The following is a 19,137-nucleotide window of genomic DNA, read 5'->3' as shown; positions in this document are numbered from 1 at the left end:
AACCCGCAGGCGGGGTTTGGGCCTTGTGGGGGAGACATCCCTATCTGGCCCGCCGGTTGGAGCATTCGCTTCTTTCACCCCCGCCGAGGCGTAAACCGGAAAAGGAAAACATAGCATGGCTCTTCCCGAGTTCACCATGCGTCAGCTGCTGGAAGCTGGCGTTCACTTCGGCCACCAGACACAGCGTTGGAATCCCCGCATGGGCCCGTTCATCTACGGCTCGCGCAATGGCATCCACATCATGGACTTGACCCAGACCGTTCCGATGCTGGACCAGGCTTTGCAGGCCGTTCGTGACACCGTTGCCAAAGGTGGCCGCGTTTTGTTCGTTGGTACCAAGCGTCAGGCTGCTGGCCCGATCGCAGAAGCCGCTGAAAAGTCGGCTCAGTACTACATGAACCACCGCTGGCTGGGCGGCACGCTGACCAACTGGAAAACCGTTTCCCAGTCGATCAACCGTCTGAACCAGATCGACGAAGCGATGGAATCGGGCGCCGAAGGCCTGACCAAGAAAGAGCGTCTGGGCATGGAACGCGACCAGGCCAAGCTGCAAGCATCGCTGGGCGGTATCCGCGAGATGGGCGGCGTACCTGACCTGCTGTTCGTCATCGACGTCAAGAAAGAAGCACTGGCCATCGCCGAAGCCAACAAGCTGGGTATCCCGGTCGTGGCTGTTGTCGACACCAACTGCTCGCCCGACGGTGTTGATTACATCATCCCCGGCAACGACGACGCAGCACGCGCGATCTCGCTGTACTGCGATCTGGCCGCACGTGCCGCTCTGGACGGTATGACCGCTCAGCTGGGTGCCGCTGGCGTTGATTTGGGTGAATTCGAAGAAGCGCCGGTTGAAGAAGCCGTTGCGGAAGAAGCACCCGCTGAAGAAGCTGCTCCGGAAGCCAAAGCCGAAGCGTAAGCTGCCCGTCACGTAAATGACATATGGGGCAGGGTAGACCTGCCCCAATTCCATTTGAATTGAGGAGAGCCTAAAGATGGCAATCACAGCAGCAATGGTTAAAGAACTGCGCGACTCGACCGGCGCAGGCATGATGGACGCGAAAAAAGCGCTGACTGAAACCGGCGGCAACATGGATGAAGCCGTTGACTGGCTGCGCACCAAAGGTCTGGCCAAGGCGGCCAAGAAATCGGGCCGTACCGCAGCTGAAGGTCTGGTTGCAGTTCACGTCGATGGCGGCAGCGGTGTTGCTGTTGAGGTGAACTCGGAAACCGACTTTGTCGCGAAAAACGCCGAGTTCCAGGAAATGGTCGGCAAGATTGCATATGCGGCTGAAGGCGTCGACAATGTAGAGGAACTGCTGGCAGCAGATCTGGGCGGTAAGTCCGTTGCGGACACCCTGACCGACAAAATCGCCACCATCGGTGAAAACATGTCGGTGCGTCGCATGGCGAAACTGTCGGGCGACACCGTTGTGTCCTATGTCCACAATGCGGCCACCAACGGCATGGGCAAAATCGGCGTTCTGGTTGCTTTGACCGGTGGCGACGAAGCGATTGGCAAGCAGGTTGCAATGCACATCGCGGCTGTGAACCCGGCGGCCCTGTCCGAAGCAGACATGGACCCGGCAGTTGTCGAGAAAGAAAAGCAAGTCCAGATGGACATCGCCCGCGAATCCGGCAAGCCGGAGCAGGTGATCGAAAAGATGATCGAAGGCCGCATGAAGAAATTCGTCGCGGAATCGACTCTGCTGAACCAGCAATTTGTCGTGAACCCTGACCTGACCGTCGAAGCAGCGGCCAAGGAAGCAGGCGCGACCATCACTGGCTTCATCCGTCTGGAAGTTGGCGAAGGCATCGTGGTTGAAAAAGAAGATTTCGCCGCCGAAGTCGCCAAAGCCGCGCAAGGCTAAAAGGGCACAGGGAAAGTACCAGCAACGGCCTTTCCCAACAAATCTAAAGGGTTACGCACTGCGTAACCCTTTTTTCTGCCATCGGCGGATTTCAAAATTCTGAAATGTAGAGAAGAATTGGAGGGCCCCGCATGATGGGGATGGTCGAGGCCCCCCAAATTTCCGACACCGGTACGCGGACAAATAGGCGCCCCCTTGTCAGAGTGATCGGAGAGCTTTGTTATTGCAAAGATCCAATCCAATGTTCCCTGGCTAAAGCCACCACTCACGGAACACTCTCACTTTGCAACTTTTCCGATTGGTTTGAAAAGTAGTGATTTCCTTACCTAGGGTAAACTGACGCGGGATAGCGTCAAAATATTGCGGTTATGCTTCCATAATGAACATCTGGTTGTGCAGTGACGCCTTGAGAACCGCTTGCGCCGTCGTTTCGACCGAAAGCGCCTCGCGCGCGAGTCGCAGGTGCTTTTCCACCGTTGCAGATGTCAGACCCATCAGCAGCGCGATGTCCTGAGTGGTTTTCCCGTCACCAACCCACTGCAAAGCTTCGCGTTGGCGTTTGGTAAGTGCCCGGTTCGGCGGATGGAACGGCAATGTCAGGATTTTCAGGTGGGCGACATTGTTCATAAGTAGAATGTCGTCGCCGTGCTCTTCCCAGACCGCATCCACATCCTCCTGGCTCAACCCATTATTGGCCGACAGGGAAATCGCCCCTTTCGAGCGCATGGAAACCGAGTTGAAGCTGACGGTATAACCGGAAACCACGCCCATGGATTTGTTGAACTCGAAAACTTCGCGTTCCTTCGCGGTCATCGTCCCGCCCGAGTTCATGTCCTGCAACATTTTCCAGCTGGCGGCGCCTTCGTTGTCCAAGGCCCACTTCAACATAGGAGCGTGAAAATACAGACCATCCTTGATGAACCCGTCCACATAGGCCCGTTTGTGGTTCGTCAAGATTACGAAATCTTCTGGATCACCCAGAGACGTGGCCGTCCGGAATTGCGTGTACCCATAGATCAGGCGGGTAAAACCAAATTCAGCCATTTGGCGGCAATGTGCATCCCACAGGTCTTCCAGGGTTTTGGCGTAGCTGACAAACCGAAGATATTCCTTGAGCTTCATGTCGTGCTGCCTGCTTTCAGATGAGCCGCGAGCGCATCCAGCGCGAGGATATAGCTGTGGGCACCGAATCCACAGATCTGACCCAGTGCGACAGGGGCTATGTAGGACCTGTGCCGAAACGTTTCCCGGGCATGAATGTTGGAAAGATGCACTTCGACAACCGGCAGTTCCACCGATGCAATCGCATCCATAAGGGCAATCGACGTATGCGTGAACGCGCCTGCGTTCAGTATCAGCCCGCTTTGTACACCGCGGGCCGCGTGAATGGCGTCAAGCAGCACACCTTCGTGATTGGATTGCAGGTGGGTGACGTCCAGCCCAATGGAGGCGCCATGCTGAACGCAACGATCCTCGATCATATGTAGTGTCGTACTGCCGTAAACCTCGGGCTGCCGTGTTCCAAGCAGGTTGAGGTTTGGGCCATTCAATACCAAAACGTTATGCATGTTTTCACGATCCCCATAGTTGGTTCATAGACGCGATAAGGCCGGGTTGTCTACCTGACTTTGGTGGATTGAATACAGAGAGTTGCCCTGAAAACAGACCTTGAGATGGAAGAGGAAACCAAGTTCAGTCCTTCGACACGACGACACCGCGCGTCCGTTTGGACTTGGGCCGTACATTTACGTCCGTTTTTCGATTGCCGGAAAACAGGTTTTCGGGCGCATCGTCGTCGGTATCAGTATCGGAACATTGGAACTATCCGGGCTTACCAGCCGGCGCTTTGCGACGCTGAGTAATCCTTGCAAACCGTCTCTGATGCGATTGAAGATTGTCATGTGGAGTTTTGGTGCAACCCGGTTTCGTGCCAACGCAGCGGGCGGCTAATTGCCGTAAAGACAACGAGGCTTTGAACCGGGTCGGAATGCAACCGAAATCAGATTTAGCAGAGGAACACGACAATGACCCCCGATACCCTTTTCTCGCTGCCCGGCAAAACCGCATTGGTCACCGGAGGCGCCACGGGTATCGGTCGGATGGCCGCAGAGGCGTTGGTCAGGGCCGGCGCGCGCGTGTTGATCGCTTCTCGAAACGGGGACGCCTGTGTCGCGGCCGCCGCCGAGTTGAATGCGCTGGAGGCACCGGGAAGTGCCGAAGGGTTTGCCGGAGACATCGGCAGCGAGGCAAATATCGCCAAACTGGTTTCGGACATTCAGAACCGGACGGAAGGGCTTGATATTCTTATGAATAACTCTGGCGTGACCTGGGGGGCACCCTTGGGCCAGTTTCCTTATGACGCGTGGGACAAGGTGATGTCGGTCAACGTGGCCGGGGTATTCGAGCTTACCCAGAGGCTGCTGCCGATGTTGATGCAATCCGGAACCGCAGACGATCCGGCCCGGGTCGTGAATGTTGGATCCGTGATGGGAGAGGTTCCCATGGGGGATGGCGCCTATAGCTATTCAGCCTCGAAAGCTGCGGTTCTGCATCTGACAAAAATCATGGCCAAGGAACTGTCGCCCTACCACGTGACGGTCAACGCGCTGGCTCCGGGGCCGTTCGTATCGCGGATGACAGCCTTTGCTACGGCGGATGAGGACAAGCGTGAAAAGGTCGGCAAGTCAGTGCCTCTTGGGCGCGTCGGCTGTGATGAAGATATAGCGGGGTGCGTGCTGTTTCTGTGTGGACGCGGGGGCAGTTATGTAACCGGTTCGATCATCCCGGTTTCTGGTGGGATCAACGTTGTAACGTCGGGCAATATCTTTGCCGAAGCTTTCTAAGTCGCGCTGCGATCAAAACCGATCCCGTTCACAACGTGTTGGATTTGTGTCGTTTCTTGTTTTTCGACAGTTCAATTTCCAGGTTCGGCAAGCTGTTCTTGCCAAAGAACATTTCAGAGCCGTAAAACAGGCTGGGAACGCCAAAAACGCCGCGGCGCACGAACGATTTGGTCTGATCCTTCAGATCCTGTTTGATTTCAGGGCTTGTCATGGCCTCGCGCAGCTTGCGAACCGGCAGTTCATTTTCCTGTAGAATGTCAATCAGAACGGCCAGTTCATCCGCCTTTTGGCCATGCACCCATATGGCATCAAAGATGGCGTTTATGTATTTGATTTCCCATGATTTACCACTAGCGAACCGGGCGCCGCGCATCGCAAATTTCGTATTGATCGGAAAATGCGGGCTCATGTGAAAGCTCAGCCCGCGACGCCGCGCGAACCGATGCAAGTCATGAGTAAGATAGGCGGTTTTCTGGCGGTTTTCGGAAAACGCCTGAAACGGGCTCTGGTTGTGCGTTGCCTTGAAAACAACGGGCAGAAGGACAGGGGAATACCTGATCTTGGCATTATGCCGCGCGGCCAGCTCTGGCAGCATCTTGTGGGCCAGAAAGGCATTTGGGCTGCAAAAATCGTAAACGAAATCTATGCTTTGCGTCATGCTATTCCTCCAGGCCAATCCGGCACGTCGCCGTCCAACAATTTACAAGCGAATCTGTGACGGTTTCACTGTATCACTTGGATTTAAGGCGTGCCTCTTGGCTCTGCTTGTATAACCATTCATTTCAGCCCGGGTTTTGCTGTTGTTTCAGGCCCTACGCGTACACGATGTTAGTCAACTTCTGGTGGAACTCAAAAATGCTTCGAAAACAAGTCATGTTCGATGAAACGCGCCTGAACTGGATTCGCATCTGGATGGACCGCTATGTTGAGCAGCGCAAATACGCGGGCTCTTCCTTTTTGCTGAAGCACAAGGGGGATGAGGTCTTTTTCCACTCCAGCGGCCTGCGAAATCTTGAAGAGGACTTGCCGTTCCAACGCGATACGCTGGTGCGCATCTACTCGATGACCAAACCCGTTACGTCTGTTGCCTTGATGATGCTGGCGGAACGTGGGCTGTTTCACCTCGACGCACCGCTGTCGGATTTCCTTCCCGAGTTCAAACAGATGCAGGCTCTGGTAACCGGCGCGGACAAGCTGGATCAAACCGAGGACGCGGCAAGCCCGACCCTTCATCAGTTGCTGACCCATACCAGCGGTTTCAGCTATCCGTTCAACCCCGGGGTCCTGCCGGAGGCGATGGATGAAAAGGACCTTATATTCAAACCAAATCAGGGCCTTCTGAAAGATCGCGTACGTGAACTGGCAGAGTTTCCCTTGGCTTTCCAGCCCGGAACACGGTGGGAATATTCGGTTGGAACCGATGTGCTTGGGCGCGTTGTCGAGGTCGTCTCGGGACAGACCCTGGAACAATTCTTCCGGCAGGAAATCTTGGCGCCCCTCGAGATGCGCGAAACCGGGTTTTCCGTGCCCGACGGGGCAGGGGGCCGGTTCGCCTCGCTTTATACGCCGCTGGCCGGCGACGCGATGGCGTTGAATTCCGCAGATCAGGGAGGCGATACCTTGCGGCTGGTGGATGCCCACGAAGCTTCTCCATTTGTGAATGCGACAACGTTCTCGGGCGGCGGCGGGCTGGTTTCCACAATCGATGACTATGTCAAATTCGTCGACATGCTTCGCAATCGCGGGTCCGGCAACGGGCATCAACTGCTTGGCCCGAAAACGGTGGACTTCATGATGCGCAACCACTTGCCGGGCGATATAGCTTCGATGGGACCAAAGAGCTTTGCAGAACAGCCCATGGAAGGCATGGGATTTGGCCTTGCAGGGTCGATTGTCCTCAACCCGGGTCGGGTGCGCGTGCCCGGATCCGTTGGTGATTTCAGCTGGGGTGGCATGGCCTCGACCTATTTCTGGATCGACTGGCAGAACGATCTGACGGCTGTGTTCTTCACGCAATTGTCGCCGTCCAGTTCCTATCCATCCCGGGCTGAACTCAAGGCCTTAGTGCACGCCGCCATGATTGAATGATTTTGCTCAGGCTGATACCCGGGTTTCGATCAATTAGCCCATGAGCAGACAATGACCGAAGCGGAACGCATCTTACTGGACCTTCTGGATATCGAACGACTTGAAGTCGATCTTTTCCGCGGCACAGGATCGGGTGGAGAAACACCAACCCGAATTTTCGGCGGTCAGGTCATTGCGCAGGCCCTGGCCGCGGCGTACAGAACCGTGGAAGACCGGTTGTGCCATTCCCTGCACGCCTATTTCATCCGCCCCGGGGATCCAGGTAAACCTGTTATTTATCAGGTGGATAGGGCGCGTGACGGTGGGTCGTTCACAACCCGTCGCGTTGTTGCCATTCAAAATGGCAAGCAGATCCTGAATATGTCAGCTTCCTTTCACGTTCAGGATGAAGGTTGGGATCATCAGCATCCGATGCCACCCGTGAATCCTCCACAGACATACCCGTCGCGTTCCGAGCTTCGACACGCATATGTGGATCGTGTGCCCGAAGGTTTTCGCGGTGAGCTTCTGCGTGAACGCCCGATCGAAGTGCGGGAGGTGGATCATCTGGATCCGTTCAACCCCGAAGTGTCGGACGACCGCAATAAAACCTGGTTTCGCATGGCGGCTGCCGCGTCTGCGGACGCGAAAACTCAACATCTGCTTTTGGCCTATGCGTCTGATATGAACCTGATGTCGTCAGGTTTGCGACCGCACGGGCTGAGCTGGTTTTCCGGAGAGTTCAACGGCGCCAGTCTGGACCATGCTTTGTGGTTTCATGCACCTGTGAAATTTCAGAACTGGCATCTGTATGTGATGGATTCTCCGTGGACGGGGCAGGGACGCAGCTTCAATCGCGGATCGATCTATTCAGAAGACGGAACCCTGGTCGCGTCGGTGGCTCAGGAAGGTCTTATGAGGAAGGTTCAGAGAAAACGTTAAGTATCTGGCGTAAACTGTTGATTCAACTTTCGCATCCCGCCCAGCCAGCGATCGTAGTCAGCCGCTTTGAGTTGCAGATAATCCAAAACCTGCGGATGCGGAAGAACCAGAAATCGTTCTTCCCGGATGGCTTGTACGCAGGTTTCAGCGACGTCATCGGGCTCCAGCATTCCGTCGATCGATGCCACTGAAACCTCATGTCCTTCAGTCATTTTTGACCGAACCGCCTGAGGACAAAGAACCGAAACCCGCAGACCTTTGGCGCCATATGTCAGCGACAGCCACTCGGCAAATCCGACCGCCGCGTGTTTCGTGACACCGTATGGCGCTGCACCCGGTTGGTTCAGCAAACCCGCCGCAGAGGCCGTCGTCAGAATATATCCGCCGCCGCGACCGATCATACGAGGCACCAAATGGCGCGCGGTCCACACGTGCGACATCACGTTGATTTTCCAAATTTTTTCCCATTGATCATCGGGAACATCCAGACCGCCAAGCGTCAGGATGCCGGCATTTGCGCAGAACAGATCAATTGGGCCAACAGTATCTTCAGTGAAATCAATCAACGCCTTGATCTGTTCCTCATCCGAGACGTCACACGTGAAGGCAACGCCGCCAGTTTGGGTTGCGACTTCACGGGCTCCGGCTTCGTCAATATCCGAACAGATGACGCGCGCACCTTCCTGAGCAAAACGTTCCGCCAAACCCCGGCCAATGCCATCTGCGGCACCGGTCACGATGACAGTTCTATTTCTGAGCTCCATGGCGCATTCCAAAACAAGTCTTATGTGTTCTGGGCAGAGTGTTCACTTTGCTGCCAAGTTACAAGCGGCCATTAATTACCATAATACCGATTATACGAACACTCGAATGCCGCCACGGAGGCGCCACCCACAAATACGGCTCCTGTCAAAATTCAAACGATTTTGGCGCCATATACGCAGGATGTGGTTATCCCAAGGCGTATCCAGCGCCTCGGACGGTTCGTACTGGATCGGTCCCGCCATATTGCGTCAGAGCTTTGCGCAATCGCCCGATATGCACATCAACGGTTCGGGTATCGACATAGATGTCGCGACCCCAAACCCGGTCCAGCAATTGCTCGCGGCTCCAGACCCTGCCCGGCTTTTCCATGAATGTGCTGAGAAGACGGAACTCGGTCGGCCCGAGTTTCAGGGGTTTGTTGTCCCGGCTGACCTTGTGCGTCTCGGAGTCAAGAATGATGTCATCGAATTCCAGGCGCAAACCAACGGTCGAAGGACGGACGCGGCGCAATTGCGTGCGAACGCGCGCCATCAGCTCGACCACGGAATATGGCTTGACCACGTAATCATCTGCGCCGGTTTCAAGACCGCGAACTTTGTCGACTTCCTCGGTCCGCGCAGACAACATGATAATCGGGATTGAACGCGTGTCCGGGCGGCTTTTCAGGCGTCGGCAGACTTCGATACCGCTCAGATTGGGCATCATCCAGTCCAGAACAATGATGTCCGGGCAGTCTTCGTCAACCAACAGCATGGCTTCTTCGCCGTTGCCAGCCTTGGAAACCCGAAACCCTTCAGCTTCAAGGTTGTAAGCCAAAACCTCACGCTGGGCCATTTCATCCTCTACAACCAAAACGGTAGGTTGATCTGCGGACATCTCGCTCGTCTCCTAAACGGTTTGCGACGTGTTGTCAGCCTTGGGCCGGGCTTCGGCCGGGCGGTCGCCGGTTACCAGATACACGACCTGTTCAGCGATCGAGGTTACGTGATCGCCCATGCGTTCGATGTTCTTGGCGATGAAATGCAGGTGCATGCAGGCCGAGATATTGCGCGGGTCTTCGGCCATGAAAGTCAGAAACTCCCGGAACAGGCCGTTATACATCTGGTCAACCTCTTCATCGCGGTTGATGACGTCTGTGGCCAGTTCCGCATCGCGCTGAATGTAGGCATCCAGCGCATCACGCAGCATCCGTTCGACCTCGCGTGCCATACGGCGCAGGGCCGCAGCGCTTCCGTTGATCTCGCTGGCATTGACCAGAACCGTGGTTCGTTTGGCGATATTCTTGGCATAGTCGCCAATGCGCTCAAGGTTGCCGGATACCTTCAGAACCGACAGGATCAGACGCAAGTCACTGGCCGTGGGTGCCCGCAGCGCAATCAACCTGGCCGTTTCTTCGTTGATCAGCTCTTCAAGCGCGTCGATAGCTTTGTCGCCTTTTCGCACCTCTTGCGCCAACTCTTCGTCACGGGTTTCCAGCGAGCGGGCCGCGCCTATGATGGCGGCCTCGACCAGACCGCCCATCTTCATGATATGCGCTTGGATCGCCTCGAGGTCGCGGTCAAAAGCAGTTGCAATATGTTGTTCGCTCATTGTCAGATACCTGTGCTTAGCCGATACGGCCTGTAATGTAGCTTTCCGTGCGCGGATCTATCGGATTGGTAAAGATCTGGCCGGTTTCACCGAATTCAACCAGATTGCCCAAGTGGAAAAAGGCCGTTTTCTGACTGACCCGTGCCGCCTGCTGCATCGAGTGGGTGACGATCACAACAGAAAACCGCGACCTCAGTTCATCGATCAACTCTTCGACCTGTGCGGTCGCAATCGGATCAAGGGCCGAACACGGCTCGTCCATCAACAGAACTTCGGGTTGGGTGGCGACGGCCCGGGCGATGCACAAACGCTGCTGCTGGCCGCCGGAAAGGCCGGTGCCCGGTGCATCCAGACGATCCTTGACCTCATCCCAGATCGCGCCGCGGCGCAGGGATTTTTCCACGATTTCATCCAGTTCCGCCTTGTTGCGGGCCATGCCGTGAATGCGCGGGCCATAGGCCACGTTGTCATAGATCGATTTCGGGAACGGGTTGGGTTTTTGGAACACCATTCCGACCTTGGCGCGCAACTGGACCGGATCGACACGCTTGTCATAGATGTCTTCACCATCCAGCAGGATGTCGCCTTCGACGCGGCAGATATCGATGGTGTCATTCATTCGGTTCAGGCAGCGCAGGAAGGTGGACTTGCCACAACCAGATGGCCCGATGAATGCCGTGACGGTCTTGTCTTCGATCTCAACGCTCACGTCCTTGATGGCATGGGTTTCACCGTAGAAAACCTGTACGTTCTTGGCGTTGATCTTGATGTCTTTGGAGTCCACGGTTCTCTCCACTCGTGTCATGTCGTTCATTCCAGCCCCCATTTACCAGCGGCGTTCAAAGCGGCGGCGCAAGATGATTGCGATGATATTCATGGTCAGCAGGAACATCAAAAGTATGATGATCCCACCCCACGCCTTCTCGTAAAAGCCAACGTCAGCACGTGCGGCCCATGTATAGATCTGGGCGGGCATGGCTGAATTCGGCTCGGTAAAGCCTGCAAGAAAGCCGTCGGGATATCCGCGTGCGACAAACCCCACCATGCCGATCAGCAAAAGAGGTGCGGTTTCACCCAAGGCTTGCGCCAGACCGATGATGGTACCTGTCAGAATGCCCGGCGCAGCCAGCGGCAGCACGTGGTGAAACACCGCCTGCATTTTCGACGCTCCTACCCCAAGCGCCGCGTCGCGTATCGACGGAGGCACGGCCTTCAAGGACGCGCGGGTCGAGATGATGATCGTCGGAAGCGTCATCAGGGTAAGAACCAGACCGCCGACCAGCGGTGCCGATTGCGGCAGATGCATGAACTGAATGAAAACGGCCAGGCCCAGAATACCGAAGACGATGGACGGAACCGCGGCCAGGTTCGAAATGTTCACTTCGATCAGGTCAGTCAACTTGTTCTGCGGCGCAAATTCTTCGAGATAGATCGAAGCTGCAACGCCAATCGGCAGAGACAGACAAAGAACGACCAGCATCATGAAGAATGATCCCACAACCGAGACACCGATGCCTGCGCCGCCGGGGTTGTCCACGCCTGCGTCCGCGCCGGTGATGAAGGGCCAGTTGAATGCCTGCTTGATGATGCCAGCCTGTTCCAGCGCATCGACCAGATCCAGATCGCTTTTTTGCAGAAACCGGCTGTCCTGTATCGTGTCGCGGGAAACGCGGCCTTTGAAGTATCCGTCCACCCGGCTGGATGCCGCCAGATCGAAACTGACCGCCTCACCCAGCTTGTCGGGGTTTTCGGTGTAAAAGGTCCGGATCGTCCCGCCGACTTTACCCAAAAGACGCTCGATCGCGGCCTCATCAAAATCAACGCTGATCCCGCGTTCAGCAAGTTCACTGTTCAACTGAGCGACGAACAGGTTGGAATAGACTTTTGTCTTGAACAGGGCCCCTTCGGCCTCGTCCCGCTGCGGTTCGGTCAGTGTGAAATCAATGCTGACGACCGTGCGCTGGAAGGCCGGAATCCCCTGCGACAGGATCGAAGCGAACAGAACAACCAGAAAGAACAGACCGGTTGCGATTGCGGCGATGCCATAAGCACGGAACCGTTTCTCGGCTTTGGCACGTTTTTTCGTGCGTTCATCCGAAGCCGTAAGCGAGATCGTATGGCGACCGGATTGGGGGCTTTGCATACTGGTGTCGGTCATTCGTACTGCTCCCGGTATTTGCGCACGATATACAGGGCACACACGTTGAGCCCCAAGGTTAGAATGAAAAGGGTCATGCCAAGTGCGAAGGCGACCAGCGCCTCGGGCGAGGCAAAGTCGGCGTCCCCCGTCAACTGGCTGACGATCTTGGCTGTCACGGTTGTCATGGCTTCGAACGGGTTCAGGCTGAGGCGGGCCGCGGCCCCTGCCCCGAGAACCACGATCATGGTCTCGCCGATGGCGCGCGATGCCGCCAGAAGGATCGCGCCGACGATACCGGGCAACGCGGCGGGCAGAACGACCTGACGGATGGTCTCCGATTGCGTGGCGCCAAGACCGTAGGAACCGTCACGCATGGCCTGAGGCACCGCGTTGATGATGTCGTCAGACAGTGATGAGACAAACGGGATCAACATGATCCCCATCACCAGACCCGCAGTCATGACGGCGGTGCCGGCTTTCATCCAGCCCAGGCCGCTTTCACCAAAAACATCCAACAGCAGCGGGCCAACGGTCAACAAAGCGAAGAGACCGTAAACGATGGTCGGAATCCCCGCCAGCACCTCAAGCAGCGGCTTGGCGACAGACCGCAAGCGGGACGAAGCGTATTCGCTGAGATAGATCGCGGCGAACAACCCGATCGGCACCGCAACCAGCAATGCCACGACAGAGATGTAGAGCGTCCCCCACAGCAGCGGCAAGATACCAAGTTCGGACAACCCGCCTCGGCCCGAAAAGCTGGGCGCCCAGGTCATGCCGAAAAAGAAATCTGACGCCGGGTATAGTTTGAAGAACTCCCAGGTGTTGAACACAAGAGACAGGACAATGCCCACCGTTGTGAGGATTGCAACCGACGCGGCCGCCAGAAGCAGGACACGAACCCCCTGTTCCACAACGTTGCGCGCACGGTATTCGGCGTTGGTTTGCAACCAGCCCGCTACGGCACCGATCAAGGCAACCGCGACAACGGCAATGGACATGATCGCATACCCGGTCGAGCTCATGGCGCGATAGCTCTGCGCAGCGCGCAATACCGGTTGAGTGATGTCCGAGGTCACCACCTGCCCCGCATCCTTCAAAAGCTGTGTGATCTCGGCGATATTTGCATCGGCATCACTGGCGGCGTTCTCGGTCAGGTTTCCTTGCGCGACCGCATTGTCCAGCCCGGCGGCGGTGCGGCGTACTTCGGCCATCACCAGGCTGCGGGAGGAACCTTCCTTTATCACGGAGTCCGGTATCATGTCCGACACCTGCGCATTGAGGAAGAAAGGCTGCGCCAACAGCCACACGATCAAGAGACCGAAGGCCGGAACAAGTGTCTTCAGCGCAACGTTTGCGCCGTAAAATGATGGCAGGGAATGCAGATTCCGACTGTCACCATCTGCGTTTTGCAGTGCGCGTGTGCGTCCCAACAGATAGCCGACAGCCGCGATCGCCGAAACGATCAGAAAGAGCCAAAGTATCGGCATGACACCCCCATTGCCTTCGATTGCGAGTAGTAAAAAGACAGTGAAGGGGCGACTGATCCGTCGCCCCTATTTGCATTAGAACAGTGTCAGGCTCAGCTGCCCGAACCCATGGTGACTTCGTTGGCGATCGCGTCCTGAGTTTTTGCCAGCTCAGGATCGGCGACCAGGCCATAGTTGGCAAGCGGGCCCGAGGGACCGGCGATTTCGTCATGGGTGAAGAACTGCGCGTATTCCTTCAGGCCCGGGATCACGCCGATATGAGCTTTCTTCACGTAGAAGAACAGCGGGCGAGAAACCGGATATTCGCCGGTCGAGATGGTTTCGGTCGACGGCGCGACACCCGACATGGTGGCAACCTTCAACTTGTCGGTGTTGTTCTCGTAGAACGCCAGACCAAACACGCCGATACCGTTGGGGTTGGTGTCGATGCGCGCCAGGGTTTCGGTGTAGTCACCGTCGATATCAACCGATTTGCCATCGGTGCGAACCGCCAGACAGGCATCTTCAGCGTCGTCTTCGCTCATGCCGCCCGCGATCATGGCTTCCATGGCGCCGGTTTCTTCACAACCGATCAGCAGAACTTTTTCTTCGAACACTTCGCGGGTGCCGTGCTTGGTGCCCGGGATGAAGCTTGCGATTTCAACATCGGGCAGTTCTGGGTTGAACTCGGCCCAGGTGTTGTACGGGTTGTCAACGATCTCGCCGTCTTTCAGAACTTTTGCACCCAGAGCGTTGAAAATGTCGGACGGTTCGAACGCGGTGAAGGCAGGCCCGGTCTGCTGGCTAGCGAATACGATGCCGTCATAACCGATGCGGATTTCCATGATGTCGGTCACGCCGTTTTCGGCACAGGCTTTGATCTCTTTTTCACGGATCGCGCGCGACGCGTTTGCAACGTCGATGGTGTTTTCGCCGACGCCTTCGCAGAAACGCTTCAGACCAGCCGACGAACCGCCGGATTCAACAACCGGAGTTGGAAAGTCTGTGTTTTCACCGAACAGTTCGGCTACGATCGAGGCATAAGGCAGAACGGTCGACGAACCGGCGATCTGAACATTGTCACGCGCCGCAGCAGTGGTCGCCGAGACGGCAGCGATAGCCAGCGCAGATGCCGACAGTTTTACAAAGGACATTTCAGTCTCCCTGAAAAGGTGTACTTGATCACCACCATGATGATCCTGCGGGGACCCCTATGGGGCGTGCGTAAGCCTTTTGTGACACATGCGTAACGGTTTTATGACAGCAGGGCATTTTTTTGCGTTTGACCCCTGGAACAGCCAATGCCCCGTGGGGTCAGATTAAAAGCAAACTTGCATTCCAAGTTGTTTCAACGGGGCAAAATGACCGTAAAAACAGAACCTTTTCCCAATTCGCTTTCGACACGAAGTCTTCCACGATGGCGATTGACGATGTGCTTCACGATCGCAAGGCCAAGCCCGGTTCCACCCAGCTGCCGCGACCTGTGGCTGTCGGCGCGATAGAATCGCTCTGTCAGGCGCGGCAGGTGAACGGCATCTATGCCGGGCCCTTTGTCTATGAACTGGATTCGGACAGCCGGGCCGCGCATCGCCGGATCCCTGTCCGCCGGCAGGACACGTACCGTAACACTACCACCACTGGCGCCATACTTGATCCCGTTCTCGATAAGATTGGTGAAAACCTGCCGCAACTGGTCGCCGTCACCGGTGACTGAAAGCGGGCCGTTTTTCACATCCAGCGACAAAACCACGCCAGCATCCTCCGCAAGGGGCCGCAGCGAGTTTATCGTGGATTGAAGAAGTCCGGTAAGTTCCAGCTGTTGCCTGGGTCGCACACGTTCTTCGCTTTCGACCCGGTTCAACGACAACAGATCCCCGACCAGACGGTTCATCCGGTTGGCCTCGTCGGCCATGATCTTGAGGAACCGGTCACGCGCGGCGGGGTCATCCCGGGCCGGACCGCGCAGGGTTTCGATAAACCCCATCAAGGCAGTCAACGGCGTGCGCAATTCATGGCTGACATTGGCCACGAAGTCCCTCCGCATCTGGCTGGCGTGCTCCAGATGGGTGGTATCCTGAAACGTGACCATGACGGCCCCTTCGGAAGCGACCCCGTTCATGTATCTGCATTCAACTGTGTATGTTGTGTCCTGCGCACCGTCATTTGACAGATGACGTGCTTTCTTTGCGCTTCTGCTTGTCAGGCTTTGCTCAATCGCGTCCAGAACCTGTGGCTGTCGCAATATGGTCGCAAAATGACGTCCAACAATGTTCTGGCCCAGAAGGGACGTTGCATCTGTGTTCGCGGCAATGATCCGTTCGGTCTGATCCACCATCAGCGCCGGCAGCGGGATCGCAAGAACAATGTCCTCAAGAACGTCTTCGGTCATGCGTCAAAACCCACTCATTCCGTGGCGTCAAAGCACAGGTTTCAGGGTTTCGCGGAATTTGCGCATGTTTTCCTGATAGTGCAGCGCACTGAACGTGATCCTTTGGGCTGCGGCCTCATCCAGCTGGCGCACGACCTTGCCCGGCGATCCCATGACAAGCGAATTGTCGGGGATTTCCTTGCCCTCGGTGATCAGGGCCCCTGCTCCGATCAGGCAGTTCCGACCGATCTTTGCCCCGTTCAGGACGATTGCGCCCATTCCGACCAACGTGTTTTCGCCTATGGTGCAGCCATGCAGCATCACCTTGTGCCCGATGGTGCAATTTCGACCAATCGTCAGGGGAAAGCCGGCGTCGATATGCATCACGCAGTTTTCCTGAACGTTGCTGCCCTCGCCGATCCGGATTTCTTCGTGATCCGCGCGAATCGTACAGCCGAACCAGACCGAGGCCCCCTGCTCCAGCACAACCTTGCCAATCAGATTGGCATCCGGCGCGACCCAGGTGTCCTCGTGAATGTGCGGAGCTTGCTCTCCCAAAGCATAAATGGTCATGACAGTCCCTCGAATTCTCTCTGCAACTTGCGGACGTGCTGTTGCAACCTGGGTTGCTGAATGCGGCGCATCCGTTCCGCGCTGACGATGGTTTTCAGCTTTTCTTCGGTTGCCTCGAGGTCATCGTTGATCAGGACGTAGTCGTAATAGCCCCAGTGGCTGATTTCATCCCAGCTTTTGAGCATTCGACGGGCGATGACGTCATCACTGTCCTGCCCGCGTGTTTCCAGCCGGCGGCGCAGCTCGGGGATGGACGGCGGCAGAATGAAGATCGACAACGCGTGTTTGCCCAGATCCGAGTTTCGGATCTGCACTTCACCCTGCCAGTCGACGTCGAACAATACGTCCTTACCGGCATTGATCGAATTTTTGACCGGCTCGGCAGGCGAACCATAGAAGTTTCCGAATACATGGGCGTGTTCCAGCATCTGCCCATCAGCGACCTGCTGTTTGAACTCGTCCTCGGACAGGAAGAAATACTCGCGCCCATGCTCTTCCCCGGGGCGCGGGGCACGGGTCGTCGCCGAGATCGAGAATTCCAGATCCGTATCCCAGGCCATCAGCCGTCTGGCCAGGGTCGATTTGCCCGCTCCGGACGGAGAAGACAGGATGATTAGTAGGCCTCGGCGGTCCGCCATGTCAGTCGTTCCCATTCTTATTCCACATTCTGCACTTGCTCGCGCATCTGATCGATCACCGCTTTCAGTTCCAGCCCGACCGATGTCAGGTCCGAGCTTTGCGCCTTGGAACACAGCGTGTTGGCTTCGCGATTGAACTCTTGCATCAGGAAATCCAGCTTGCGGCCCACGGCCCCGTCCTGTGCCAACAACTCACGAGCGGCCGCCGCATGCGCGGTCAGGCGGTCGATTTCTTCGGTGATATCCGCCTTGACCGCGATCATCGCAAGCTCTTGCGCGACACGATCGGGATCCGCGCCCTGCGTATTCTCCAGCACCCGCGCGAGATTCTCGCGCAGCCCCTCGGTCATCTTGTCCTTGCGTTGCTCGGCAATCTCTGCGGCCTGCGCCGTCAGCTCCGCGACCTGATCCAGTTGCGTGTTCAAGACAGCGGCCAAAGCTGCCCCTTCGGCTTTGCGCATATCTATGAACGCCGCCAGAAGATCTTTGAATTCGGACGTTAGATGAGCAACAAGCGGAGCCGGATCGTCGGCCTCGGTTCCTGCATCCATCATCCCCTTGAGCGCCAAAAGATCTGACGCACGCGACGGCGCAAGCGTGATGCCGCGCGCAGCTGCCCGCGCTTCAGTTCGCTCAAGAGCCGTCAGGGCCGCAGCCATCGCGGTTTCGTTCAAGGCCAGTTCCGGGGGAGAATCCTCGCGGTTCAAGCGCATCGACAGGGTCACGTTTCCCCGGCTCAGGGATTTGGACAGGGACGCCCGCAACGCGACTTCGAGGCCGGTCAACCAGTCGGGCACGCGCAGACGCATGTCCAGCCCCTTGCCATTTACGCTGCGAAGTTCCCACGACCAACTGTGCGGGCCGAAAGTTCCCTTCCCCGAGGCAAACCCGGTCATGGATCTGATCATGATGGCCCTTTCCTGTTCCCCTGCTGTTTCGAGCATGTGCCGCACCTAATGCTATTGACTGGTGCAGAGCAAGAGTTTGCTGACGACGCAATTGTTTGGCGCAAGTTAACCATTCGTTAAAGAATTGCTCCAAAATTGAATTAACCCGAGTCAAAATGCCTATAGCAATGGTTTGCGGGCCGCAGATGCTTCCAATGTGTTGCATTTTATGAAAAAGGCGGCCAATTGACGGTAGGGTAATGAAAATGAAAACCTTTTTCGGGATAGGTTCCGGGTCAGAATTTGGAAAGATCGTCGCAATGGATCGCTTTGACAGTGGGCGCAGCCTATCGCCGATCCGCCAGGCCGAGGCGTATTGGACCGCATTGTTGAGCGGCGACAGCGTGCCGATGCGGTCTCAAATCGACCCGCGCGGTCTTGAGAATGTTCTTGAATACACTTTCATCCTGGAACGCATCGCACCCGGCCTGGCCCGTTTTCGTCTGGCAGGCAGCCATCTGAACGCGCTTGCAGGTATGGAAGTGCGGGGAATGCCGTTGACCGCGTTCTTTCAACCCGATGCCCGCGCGCAGACCAAGGATGTACTGGAGCAGGTGTTTGCGTCCCCGGCTGTTGCCGAATTGAGTCTGAACTCGGGCGGGGTGTTGGGACGTACCCGGATGCAGGCCCGGATGATCCTTCTGCCGCTGAAAAGTGACCTTGGGGATGTCAGTCGTGTTTTGGGGGTCATGATCGCCGATGGCGCAATCGGCAAGACACCGCGCCGGTTTTCACTGACCGATACGCGGATCAAACCGGTTTCTGAAATTCAGGTGCCCGCGCCCACACAGCGCCGCCCTGTGGACGGTTTTGCCGAGGAACAACGCGAATTCAAACGCTCTGCCAGCCATCTTCATCTGGTGGTGTCTCGCGACGACTGAGACCTGCCGATTGCTGTGATCAGAAACAGCGGGCCGATGGCCCGCTGTT

20 protein-coding genes are annotated in these 19,137 nt (G+C 56.6%); 6 read left to right on the top strand and 14 right to left on the bottom strand.

Features of this window, described 5'->3' with window-relative positions; translation table 11 throughout:
- The first annotated feature begins 115 nt into the window (after positions 1-115).
- Positions 116-916, top strand: coding sequence for a 30S ribosomal protein S2 (gene rpsB, locus GOW31_RS04505; RefSeq protein ID WP_152457971.1), 801 nt, complete (start codon positions 116-118; stop codon positions 914-916).
- 76 nt (positions 917-992) lie between these two features.
- On the top strand, positions 993-1,868 hold the full coding sequence (tsf, locus tag GOW31_RS04500; RefSeq protein WP_171115937.1) for a translation elongation factor Ts: 876 nt from the start codon (positions 993-995) through the stop codon (positions 1,866-1,868).
- Between the two features lie 366 nt (positions 1,869-2,234).
- Here tsf and GOW31_RS04495 read toward each other — a convergent pair whose 3' ends face one another.
- Positions 2,235-2,990 (bottom strand): autoinducer binding domain-containing protein, encoded by a 756-nt coding sequence (locus tag GOW31_RS04495; protein WP_152457973.1) that lies wholly within the window; start codon positions 2,988-2,990, stop codon positions 2,235-2,237.
- Complete coding sequence (gene aroQ, locus GOW31_RS04490; RefSeq protein WP_152457974.1) at positions 2,987-3,436, bottom strand: type II 3-dehydroquinate dehydratase; 450 nt, start codon at positions 3,434-3,436, stop codon at positions 2,987-2,989. The genes GOW31_RS04495 and aroQ overlap by 4 nt, the downstream gene beginning before the upstream one ends.
- Before the next feature lie 456 nt (positions 3,437-3,892).
- On the opposite strand from aroQ, the gene GOW31_RS04485 reads away from it, so the two are divergent.
- A complete protein-coding gene (locus GOW31_RS04485; protein ID WP_171168178.1) occupies positions 3,893-4,711 on the top strand; it encodes an SDR family oxidoreductase in 819 nt (272 codons plus the stop codon).
- Between the two features lie 28 nt (positions 4,712-4,739).
- Here the strand turns inward: GOW31_RS04485 and GOW31_RS04480 are convergent, their stop codons facing one another.
- Positions 4,740-5,369, bottom strand: a complete 630-nt coding sequence (locus GOW31_RS04480) for a 2-hydroxychromene-2-carboxylate isomerase (RefSeq protein ID WP_152457975.1) — start codon at positions 5,367-5,369, stop codon at positions 4,740-4,742.
- A 197-nt stretch (positions 5,370-5,566) separates the two neighbouring features.
- Here GOW31_RS04480 and GOW31_RS04475 point away from each other — a divergent pair, with 197 nt between their 5' ends.
- Positions 5,567-6,799 (top strand): serine hydrolase, encoded by a 1,233-nt coding sequence (locus GOW31_RS04475; protein WP_171168176.1) that lies wholly within the window; start codon positions 5,567-5,569, stop codon positions 6,797-6,799.
- 51 nt (positions 6,800-6,850) lie between these two features.
- Positions 6,851-7,720 carry an acyl-CoA thioesterase II gene (locus GOW31_RS04470; RefSeq protein ID WP_171168174.1) on the top strand — a complete coding sequence of 290 codons (870 nt, stop codon included), beginning with the start codon at positions 6,851-6,853 and terminating at the stop codon, positions 7,718-7,720.
- Here the strand turns inward: GOW31_RS04470 and GOW31_RS04465 are convergent.
- The 11 genes from GOW31_RS04465 to GOW31_RS04415 all read right to left on the bottom strand — a co-directional run bounded on the left by GOW31_RS04465 (position 7,717) and on the right by GOW31_RS04415 (position 18,168).
- Complete coding sequence (locus GOW31_RS04465; protein WP_171168171.1) at positions 7,717-8,484, bottom strand: SDR family oxidoreductase; 768 nt, start codon at positions 8,482-8,484, stop codon at positions 7,717-7,719. The genes GOW31_RS04470 and GOW31_RS04465 overlap by 4 nt on opposite strands.
- A gap of 187 nt (positions 8,485-8,671) precedes the next feature.
- Positions 8,672-9,361 (bottom strand): phosphate regulon transcriptional regulator PhoB, encoded by a 690-nt coding sequence (gene phoB, locus GOW31_RS04460; RefSeq protein WP_152457978.1) that lies wholly within the window; start codon positions 9,359-9,361, stop codon positions 8,672-8,674.
- A gap of 12 nt (positions 9,362-9,373) precedes the next feature.
- On the bottom strand, positions 9,374-10,075 hold the full coding sequence (gene phoU, locus GOW31_RS04455) for a phosphate signaling complex protein PhoU (RefSeq protein WP_171115921.1): 702 nt from the start codon (positions 10,073-10,075) through the stop codon (positions 9,374-9,376).
- Between the two features lie 16 nt (positions 10,076-10,091).
- Entirely contained in the window at positions 10,092-10,889 is a 798-nt protein-coding gene (gene pstB, locus GOW31_RS04450; protein WP_171168168.1) for a phosphate ABC transporter ATP-binding protein PstB, read from the bottom strand.
- 12 nt (positions 10,890-10,901) lie between these two features.
- On the bottom strand, positions 10,902-12,233 hold the full coding sequence (gene pstA / locus GOW31_RS04445) for a phosphate ABC transporter permease PstA (protein WP_171168166.1): 1,332 nt from the start codon (positions 12,231-12,233) through the stop codon (positions 10,902-10,904).
- A complete protein-coding gene (gene pstC / locus GOW31_RS04440) occupies positions 12,230-13,702 on the bottom strand; it encodes a phosphate ABC transporter permease subunit PstC (protein WP_171115917.1) in 1,473 nt (490 codons plus the stop codon). Before pstC ends, pstA begins: the two co-directional genes overlap by 4 nt.
- A 92-nt stretch (positions 13,703-13,794) precedes the next feature.
- A complete protein-coding gene (locus GOW31_RS04435) occupies positions 13,795-14,835 on the bottom strand; it encodes a substrate-binding domain-containing protein (protein WP_171168163.1) in 1,041 nt (346 codons plus the stop codon).
- A gap of 194 nt (positions 14,836-15,029) precedes the next feature.
- On the bottom strand, positions 15,030-16,070 hold the full coding sequence (locus GOW31_RS04430; RefSeq protein WP_171168162.1) for a cell wall metabolism sensor histidine kinase WalK: 1,041 nt from the start codon (positions 16,068-16,070) through the stop codon (positions 15,030-15,032).
- 27 nt (positions 16,071-16,097) lie between these two features.
- The gene (locus GOW31_RS04425) at positions 16,098-16,622 is read right to left on the bottom strand and encodes a gamma carbonic anhydrase family protein (RefSeq protein ID WP_171168160.1); all 525 of its coding nucleotides are present in this window, start codon (positions 16,620-16,622) and stop codon (positions 16,098-16,100) included.
- Positions 16,619-17,260, bottom strand: coding sequence for a guanylate kinase (gene gmk / locus GOW31_RS04420; RefSeq protein WP_152457986.1), 642 nt, complete (start codon positions 17,258-17,260; stop codon positions 16,619-16,621). The genes GOW31_RS04425 and gmk overlap by 4 nt, the downstream gene beginning before the upstream one ends.
- Before the next feature lie 17 nt (positions 17,261-17,277).
- Entirely contained in the window at positions 17,278-18,168 is an 891-nt protein-coding gene (locus tag GOW31_RS04415) for a YicC/YloC family endoribonuclease (RefSeq protein WP_171168683.1), read from the bottom strand.
- Between the two features lie 245 nt (positions 18,169-18,413).
- Here GOW31_RS04415 and GOW31_RS04410 point away from each other — a divergent pair, with 245 nt between their 5' ends.
- On the top strand, positions 18,414-19,088 hold the full coding sequence (locus GOW31_RS04410; protein WP_171168158.1) for a PAS domain-containing protein: 675 nt from the start codon (positions 18,414-18,416) through the stop codon (positions 19,086-19,088).
- The last annotated feature ends 49 nt before the right edge of the window (positions 19,089-19,137 follow it).

The organism is Ruegeria sp. HKCCA0370 (assembly GCF_013033705.1).
GTDB lineage: Bacteria > Pseudomonadota > Alphaproteobacteria > Rhodobacterales > Rhodobacteraceae > Ruegeria.
This window is presented reverse-complemented; position numbering and strand designations above follow the sequence as displayed.

Excerpts from the sequence above, each read along its gene's own strand:
- aroQ (WP_152457974.1), bottom strand. The coding sequence starts at position 3,436 with ATGCATAACGTTTTGGTATTGAATGGCCCAAACCTCAACCTGCTTGGA.
- pstB (WP_171168168.1), bottom strand. The coding sequence starts at position 10,889 with ATGAACGACATGACACGAGTGGAGAGAACCGTGGACTCCAAAGACATC.
- rpsB (WP_152457971.1), top strand. The coding sequence starts at position 116 with ATGGCTCTTCCCGAGTTCACCATGCGTCAGCTGCTGGAAGCTGGCGTT.
- phoU (WP_171115921.1), bottom strand. The coding sequence starts at position 10,075 with ATGAGCGAACAACATATTGCAACTGCTTTTGACCGCGACCTCGAGGCG.
- gmk (WP_152457986.1), bottom strand. The coding sequence starts at position 17,260 with ATGGCGGACCGCCGAGGCCTACTAATCATCCTGTCTTCTCCGTCCGGA.
- GOW31_RS04430 (WP_171168162.1), bottom strand. The coding sequence starts at position 16,070 with ATGACCGAAGACGTTCTTGAGGACATTGTTCTTGCGATCCCGCTGCCG.
- GOW31_RS04470 (WP_171168174.1), top strand. The coding sequence starts at position 6,851 with ATGACCGAAGCGGAACGCATCTTACTGGACCTTCTGGATATCGAACGA.
- GOW31_RS04475 (WP_171168176.1), top strand. The coding sequence starts at position 5,567 with ATGCTTCGAAAACAAGTCATGTTCGATGAAACGCGCCTGAACTGGATT.
- GOW31_RS04415 (WP_171168683.1), bottom strand. The coding sequence starts at position 18,168 with ATGATCAGATCCATGACCGGGTTTGCCTCGGGGAAGGGAACTTTCGGC.
- GOW31_RS04425 (WP_171168160.1), bottom strand. The coding sequence starts at position 16,622 with ATGACCATTTATGCTTTGGGAGAGCAAGCTCCGCACATTCACGAGGAC.
- phoB (WP_152457978.1), bottom strand. The coding sequence starts at position 9,361 with ATGTCCGCAGATCAACCTACCGTTTTGGTTGTAGAGGATGAAATGGCC.
- pstA (WP_171168166.1), bottom strand. The coding sequence starts at position 12,233 with ATGACCGACACCAGTATGCAAAGCCCCCAATCCGGTCGCCATACGATC.
- pstC (WP_171115917.1), bottom strand. The coding sequence starts at position 13,702 with ATGCCGATACTTTGGCTCTTTCTGATCGTTTCGGCGATCGCGGCTGTC.
- GOW31_RS04435 (WP_171168163.1), bottom strand. The coding sequence starts at position 14,835 with ATGTCCTTTGTAAAACTGTCGGCATCTGCGCTGGCTATCGCTGCCGTC.
- GOW31_RS04410 (WP_171168158.1), top strand. The coding sequence starts at position 18,414 with ATGAAAACCTTTTTCGGGATAGGTTCCGGGTCAGAATTTGGAAAGATC.
- GOW31_RS04465 (WP_171168171.1), bottom strand. The coding sequence starts at position 8,484 with ATGGAGCTCAGAAATAGAACTGTCATCGTGACCGGTGCCGCAGATGGC.
- GOW31_RS04485 (WP_171168178.1), top strand. The coding sequence starts at position 3,893 with ATGACCCCCGATACCCTTTTCTCGCTGCCCGGCAAAACCGCATTGGTC.
- GOW31_RS04495 (WP_152457973.1), bottom strand. The coding sequence starts at position 2,990 with ATGAAGCTCAAGGAATATCTTCGGTTTGTCAGCTACGCCAAAACCCTG.
- tsf (WP_171115937.1), top strand. The coding sequence starts at position 993 with ATGGCAATCACAGCAGCAATGGTTAAAGAACTGCGCGACTCGACCGGC.
- GOW31_RS04480 (WP_152457975.1), bottom strand. The coding sequence starts at position 5,369 with ATGACGCAAAGCATAGATTTCGTTTACGATTTTTGCAGCCCAAATGCC.